Source organism: Methanobacterium formicicum DSM 3637 (assembly GCF_000302455.1).
In the GTDB taxonomy this organism is placed as follows: Archaea; Methanobacteriota; Methanobacteria; order Methanobacteriales; family Methanobacteriaceae; genus Methanobacterium; species Methanobacterium formicicum_A.
This window is the reverse complement of record NZ_AMPO01000004.1, coordinates 213875-220515: the sequence shown is the minus strand read 5'-3', so window position 1 is coordinate 220515 and position 6641 is coordinate 213875. Positions and strand designations below refer to the sequence as shown.

Annotated in this window: 6 protein-coding genes; 4 read left to right on the top strand and 2 right to left on the bottom strand. The window is 39.0% G+C overall.

Translation table 11 applies throughout. The annotated features are described in order from the left end of the window. The first annotated feature begins 85 nt into the window (after positions 1-85). Positions 86-1042 (top strand): zinc metalloprotease HtpX, encoded by a 957-nt coding sequence (locus A994_RS06400; protein WP_004030555.1) that lies wholly within the window; start codon positions 86-88, stop codon positions 1040-1042. A gap of 374 nt (positions 1043-1416) precedes the next feature. Here A994_RS06400 and A994_RS06395 read toward each other — a convergent pair whose 3' ends face one another. Both A994_RS06395 and aroD read right to left on the bottom strand, forming a co-directional pair. Beyond that, entirely contained in the window at positions 1417-2061 is a 645-nt protein-coding gene (locus A994_RS06395) for a S24/S26 family peptidase (RefSeq protein ID WP_004030554.1), read from the bottom strand. After that, complete coding sequence (gene aroD, locus A994_RS06390) at positions 2062-2736, bottom strand: type I 3-dehydroquinate dehydratase (RefSeq protein ID WP_004030553.1); 675 nt, start codon at positions 2734-2736, stop codon at positions 2062-2064. A 479-nt stretch (positions 2737-3215) separates the two neighbouring features. On the opposite strand from aroD, the gene A994_RS06385 reads away from it, so the two are divergent. The 3 genes from A994_RS06385 to hmgA all read left to right on the top strand — a co-directional run bounded on the left by A994_RS06385 (position 3216) and on the right by hmgA (position 6530). Further along, a complete protein-coding gene (locus A994_RS06385) occupies positions 3216-3944 on the top strand; it encodes a hypothetical protein (RefSeq protein ID WP_004030552.1) in 729 nt (242 codons plus the stop codon). 152 nt (positions 3945-4096) lie between these two features. Beyond that, positions 4097-4957 carry a succinate--CoA ligase subunit alpha gene (gene sucD / locus A994_RS06380; RefSeq protein ID WP_004030551.1) on the top strand — a complete coding sequence of 287 codons (861 nt, stop codon included), beginning with the start codon at positions 4097-4099 and terminating at the stop codon, positions 4955-4957. Positions 4958-5321: 364 nt separating this feature from the next. Next, entirely contained in the window at positions 5322-6530 is a 1209-nt protein-coding gene (hmgA, locus tag A994_RS06375) for a hydroxymethylglutaryl-CoA reductase (NADPH) (protein WP_004030550.1), read from the top strand. The last annotated feature ends 111 nt before the right edge of the window (positions 6531-6641 follow it).

Sequence of the window (6641 nt, the reverse complement as noted above, 5' to 3'; positions counted from 1 at the left end):
AGATTACATTTATATACTAGATTCACTACTATTAATCGCTGAATAAAAAAACAAAAAGGAATAGATTTTAAGGCAGGTGTATAAATTGAGAAGATTTTTGCTAACATTACGAATATGGTTAGCTACTGCACTGTTATTCGGTATACTTTACGCCATAATAACTGTAATTTGCACATACCTGGGTTTTGGAACACCACTAATATTCGCCATAATGGCACTGGTAGTTGTATTTGCCCAGTACATGTTAGGGCCCAAGATGGTGGAAGCGGTGATGCATGTGCATTACGTTTCACCCCAGGAAGCACCCAACCTGCACGCCATGATTGATGAACTGGCCATGAATGCAGGGATTCCAAAACCTAAGGTTGGAATCGCAGAAACAGGCATCCCCAATGCCTTTGCATTTGGTAGAACCAAGGGTGATGGAAGGGTTTGTGTTACCAGGGGTATTCTGAACCTCCTGGATGAAGAAGAATTAAAAGCAGTCCTAGGACACGAGATCAGTCACATACGCCACAATGATATGGCAGTAATGACCCTCATCAGTGTGGTTCCCCTTATATGCTACTGGATATTCATTAGTACGTTATTCGGTGGAAACAGGGATAGTGATGCTGGAGCAATTGGAGCAGTTGCACTGGTAGGATACTTACTGGGCCAACTACTGGTTTTATTCGTGAGTAGGGTCAGAGAATACTATGCAGATGAAGGAAGTGTGGAGATAGGGGGTAAACCCCACAAGCTAGCCAGTGCACTTTACAAACTGGTATATGGATCAGTTAATCTGGATAAACGAGCAGTTAAAGAAGTAGAAGGAGTTAAAGCCTTCTTTGTCAACGACATCTCCGATGCACAGAATGAAATAAGTGACCTCAGGCAGCTGGATACAGATATGGATGGAGTTATCAGTGAAAGAGAACTGGCAGAACTTCGTAACATGGACACAAACATAGGCACTGGTAGTAAAATCATGGAATTACTATCCACCCATCCCAACATGGTGAAAAGGATCAAACGCTTAGCAGAGCTAAGTGATACCTGATCACTACCTTCCTTTTTTTATTTACTGCATTTACCTTTTTTAGTTATTCGTTAATGGTATAATTGATATACAATGAATTTAATTGATCTAATAGGCTTAATTCATAATTTAAGTCCCTGATTTCAATTGAAGAGAAAAAACATCACCTAAAAAATCGTTGAGATCACCCAAATCAATCATTTAAATTCTAATTTTCTGAATACTTATTTTAAAATAGGTAAATAACATCCATTTGTAGATTGAAAAGATATTTGTGCCTGAACAGCTTTTTTTAGATTAAAAAGTTTTGATTATATATTAAAGATATTTATGGAGTAAAAATCTGTTTGTAGATAAAGAGATTTTAAAATAAAAAAAGAATAAATTAATTTTACCTAATAAACTTTGACCACACCTATCACATTGGTTTTGGGTAACCATGTGTTCAGTGGTGTTTTAGTAACGGTCACTACCTGAGACACACCATTTACAACTCTAGTCTCGCTGCTGACATCCACATTATGGTTATCACTGGTAAGGTAAACCTGACTGCCATTGATCTGGGATACCCTTTTTACTATGAGGTGATATTCAGGATGATGGGCCACCACTATATCTCCCACCTTGAAATCACTGGTTTTAAGCACAACGATATCCTGTCCATCTTTCAGGGTTGGTACCATAGATGTTCCCCTGACTGTAGCAGGCAGGGGGAGCTGATTATCCCCAAATTGGGATGTGACTTTCACAGTTACAGTGAAATTATATTTACTGGCAATATTCTGCATGTCAGTTTGGATGGACTCTAAACTACTATCTGCATCCTCTACATCTGACAGGGCTTTTATCTTCATCTCTTCAAGCATGGGTTTAGGAGCTGGACATAACCATGAGGATGATTCAACTGACACCTCTGTACCATTGGTTTCAATGGTAACTTGTGTACTATTATGGATGCCATTTGAAAGCACGACAAATGAAGATCCTGCCAAAGCCACCAGTACCAGTAAGCCTATGATAACTCCAGTTTTTAGTTTCACTTACTCGCCACCATCCATCAGTCTATCAATTATTTCTTGGGTATTTTTAACATCCAGCTGTCCTGGTGCAGATTCACCACCTAACGAGGCATAAGTAATGGGAGATCCCAATATGGGTGCTATTACCCTGGTGTATCGTCCCAGTTCTCCCATTGCTATTCCAACGGTGTTATCTTCTCTGTTGACCACTTCCAGTACGTTAAGAGTGTCCTGCATGTTCTGGGGCATTACTGCGAATTTGGCTATGTTTCCCAGTTCTTTTTCTTTATTTACAATCTCCAGGAGTTCATTTAAATAGGGTGTTTTCTGAAAATCATGGAAGGATATTATAGTAGATTTGGATGCTTGAATAACTCTAGAACGGTATTTTGCATCTGTTTGAAGTTCTATATCCACATAATCTGCATGATCAGCAACTTCCACCAATATATCGGTTCTAAGATCTTCAGACCCCATGAAATATCCTCCTTCTTCTCTCATTCTGTTGGTGGCAATGAGGGGGTAGTTTATTTCTTCCATCAGATGGATGACACTTTGAGGATCAGTATCCAGAAGAGCATCTATCCGAAGCTCCACCAGGTCTGCCCCTGCATCTATGGCTTCACTGGCAACTTTTAAAACAGTTTTCCTGTTTTTCTGGAGTATTGGAACACAAATTAAAGGTTTTAAAATCATTTACATTCACATCCGGAAGATATAATTAATGACAAATAGGTATTAATGCGTATGCATCCCAGTCTACTGAAATAAGATTAAAATATTCAGTGACATGCTATTAATTATCTGTCTATCTTACTAAAAAAATATTTGCAAATAGTGCAGATGGAAGATTGAAATCACATAAAATTTGGGAATATTTGGTCAGAATTAACAAATATTGAATAATAACCAGGATTAAATAAAAATTGGGGAATTAAAATGAACTAAACACGGATGGGAGAATTAAAATGAATTGAACATAGATCAGAGAATTAATCATGAATTTTACAGGGAGCCAATAAATTAACAGGGATTACACAGTTGTATAAAAAAGCCCATAAGAAATGTATAAGAACAAGTTTTCTCATATCATTTCTCAATAAAACTTAATTTCATGGATTTTTATCCATGTAACAGAACCATATATTTAATGTTCTAACAATTTAGGTGATGATTTGAAGGTTACCGCTATTGGTGCAGATATCTCAGGAAATGATGTTTCCTGCAGTAAAAATCTCATTAAAAACATCGAAAAAGACATTCCAACTTTAATAAAAAAGGGAGCTTACAAAGCTGCTCTTACCAACATCACGGGTGATGATGTGGTCATCAGTGCTTTTGTGGAGGATGACCGTCTGGAAGAAGTTAACCAGGGTATTGTGGACATTCTAAAAAAGAATGCCGAAGATCTGGGTGATATCAATGGAATATCAAACACCTTGGAAGGAGCCGGTGAAGGAGTATCCTACGCTGAAGCAAAAATAAGGCAGGACAGATACCCGGATGCCATTATCGTGGCCTTTGACACCTATGGTGGTGAGGGATTCGTACATAAAGTTGCTGACTCTGTAATGAAAGCAGCCAGGGGCATGGATCAGGTGACTGATATTGGGGGAAGCAGTTCAAACCATGGACAGGAAATACCTGGTGTTGGATATGTTTCTGATGAAACAGATGACCCGGTGGTAGTAGCAACAATAGAAGACATTGAAAGCATTGGCATAGTAGCCGGGGCTATGATGGGAGCTGCACTGGGAAATAAAAATGTTTACCTGGTTAAAAGAGGTGCTCCATCATACGTTATCCCAGGGAGTGTAATCATGTCCATTACAGCATACATGAACGGGAATGTAATGGACCTGGCAGAACCCCTTTCAAGTAAGATGAGGATTTTAAAGGTTTAATTAGAAGATTTAGGGAGCATAATTAGGTTATTAATTGAAATTAATAATGAATGGGGAAATAATAAGCAATTAAGAAATAGTAACGGAAATAAATTTAAAAAAATTGATTTAAAATATAGATATTATTTTAATAATTCAAAGGAAGTGATATAGTGATATTTCTTGACGAAGATACCCGATGCGTTGTACAGGGCATTACCGGTAAACAGGGCTCTTTTCACACTAAAAGCATGCTGGAGTATAATACCCCTATTGTAGCCGGTACATCACCAGGTAAGGGAGGACAGGAATTTGAGGGAATTCCAGTTTACAACTCCATTGCTGAAATTAAAGAAGAAATGGATGTTAACGCATCAATAATTTTTATACCTGCACCCTTCGCCAAGGATGCTGCCTTTGAAGCTATATCTCAGCTGGAGCTGGCAGTGATTATCACTGAACACATACCAGTGCATGATTCCATGGAAATAGCCCAGTACGCACGTAAAAACAATTGTAAGATTATTGGACCCAACACTCCAGGTATTATAACACCAGGAGTTGGTAAACTGGGAATTATGCCCACCCATATATTCAATTCAGGAGATATTGGAATTGTGTCGCGTAGTGGAACTTTAACCTATGAAGTAGCCAGTCAGATCACCCAAGCTGGTCTGGGACAGAGTACTTGCCTTGGTATTGGAGGTGACCCTGTGGTAGGGATGGATTTTGCAGATGTACTCCAGAAATTCGAGGATGACCCCGGAACCAAGGCTATGGCTATGATCGGAGAGATTGGAGGTAACGCTGAGGAAAAAGCAGCAGAATACATTGCTGAAAACATAACTAAACCCGTTGTAGCCTACATTGCAGGTAGAACCGCGCCTGCTGGGAAAAGAATGGGACATGCTGGAGCCATAATCGAGGGCGACAGTGGAACCGCAGAAAGTAAGATGAAAGCACTTAAAGCTGCTGGTGTGGAAGTGGCAGAACAACCATCCCAGATTGCAGATATGATGAAAGAAATAATTTAAAAAATTAAAACAAGGTAAGGTTTAATCACAGTAGAATAATTATTCCAAAATTTAATCCAAACAGAATATATTAATTTTTAGAATATATTATTCCATAGAATGATTATTTAAAACCAATAAACTGATTGCTTGAAAAAGGATATCCTATAACAAGGATTATTCATTAATTTTTACCAAAAAAAATATTCATAACATTGAGCTTAATTCTAATTGTAAAAAAGAAATTTACTATTAAAATTGATTAAGACTCAAAATGTCCAATTTCACATGGAAATAGTTTACAGGAAATTATAGTTACCTGGGAAATTTACAGGAAATTTTATCAACTTATTTACTACCGGGAAAACATTACAAGAGGGTTTTTATGGAAAACAAAGCAGAAATTATTGAAAAACTGATTAAGGGAGAATTGAAACTCCATCAAATTGAAAATTACACTAACAACGTCCAGGAGGCAGTTGATGTAAGGAGAGAGTTTGCGGAACACTTCTCCGGCGCTAATTTAAACCATATCTCTAATTACTCTCTAGATCTGTCTGAGGCCATGAAAAGGAACATTGAAAATCCCATAGGAACTGTGCAGATCCCGGTGGGACTGGCTGGACCACTGCACCTCAATGGAAAATATGCTCAGGGAGCTTACTATGTTCCTCTGGCTACTTCCGAAGGTGCGCTGGTTGCATCCATCAATAGGGGATGTTCCGTCACTCGGGAAGCAGGTGGGGCCACAGTACGCATAATCGACGACAAAATGACCAGAGCGCCAGTTATACAGGCAGATTCTGTTTCTGAAGCCATTAAAATTAAAGAATGGATTGAAAGACATTTCATAGAACTAAAAGAAGCTGCAGAAAGTACAACCAGCCATGGTCGTCTTTTAAAAATCGATCCCATAATAGTGGTGGGGCGTTACGTTTACCCACGTTTCACATTCACCACCGGCGACAGTATGGGCATGAACATGGTCACCATAGCCACTGATAAGGCCATGGATATTTTAACCAGGGAAACTGGAGCCCATGTGCTGGCGCTTAGTAGTAATCTCTGTGTGGATAAAAAACCATCAGCAATGAACCTCATAGAAGGACGGGGAAAAACCGTAACTGCAGATATTACAATTCCCAGGGAAGTAGTGGAAAAGAAACTTAAAACCACCCCTGAATCTATTATGGAAGTGAATATGGCTAAAAACCTCATTGGTTCTGCCATAGCAGGGAGTATGGGTTTCAATGCCCAGTACGCCAACATGATCGCTGCCATATTCCTGGCCACAGGGCAGGATGCAGCCCACGTAGTGGAAGGAAGCCTGGGAATAACCACTGCTGAGGTTAAAAATGGTGATTTACACTTTTCAGTGACCCTCCCTGATCTTCCCCTGGCCACAATTGGGGGAGGAACTCGTTTAGAGACTGCCCACGATTGTCTGGAAATCATGGACGTGGCTGGATCAGGTAAAGTTAACAAATTTGCAGAAATCGTAGCAGGAACAGTCCTGGCAGGGGAACTCTCACTTATGGGTGCACTGGCTGCTGGACACCTGGCACGGGCACATAAGACTCTGGGAAGGGGATAATAACTAATACATCCCTATACTCTATATTAATTAATTGAAGAAAAATAAGAGTTATTGAATTTATTAAATAATAAGTAACATATTCAAATAGTAATTAACATTCAGAATTAA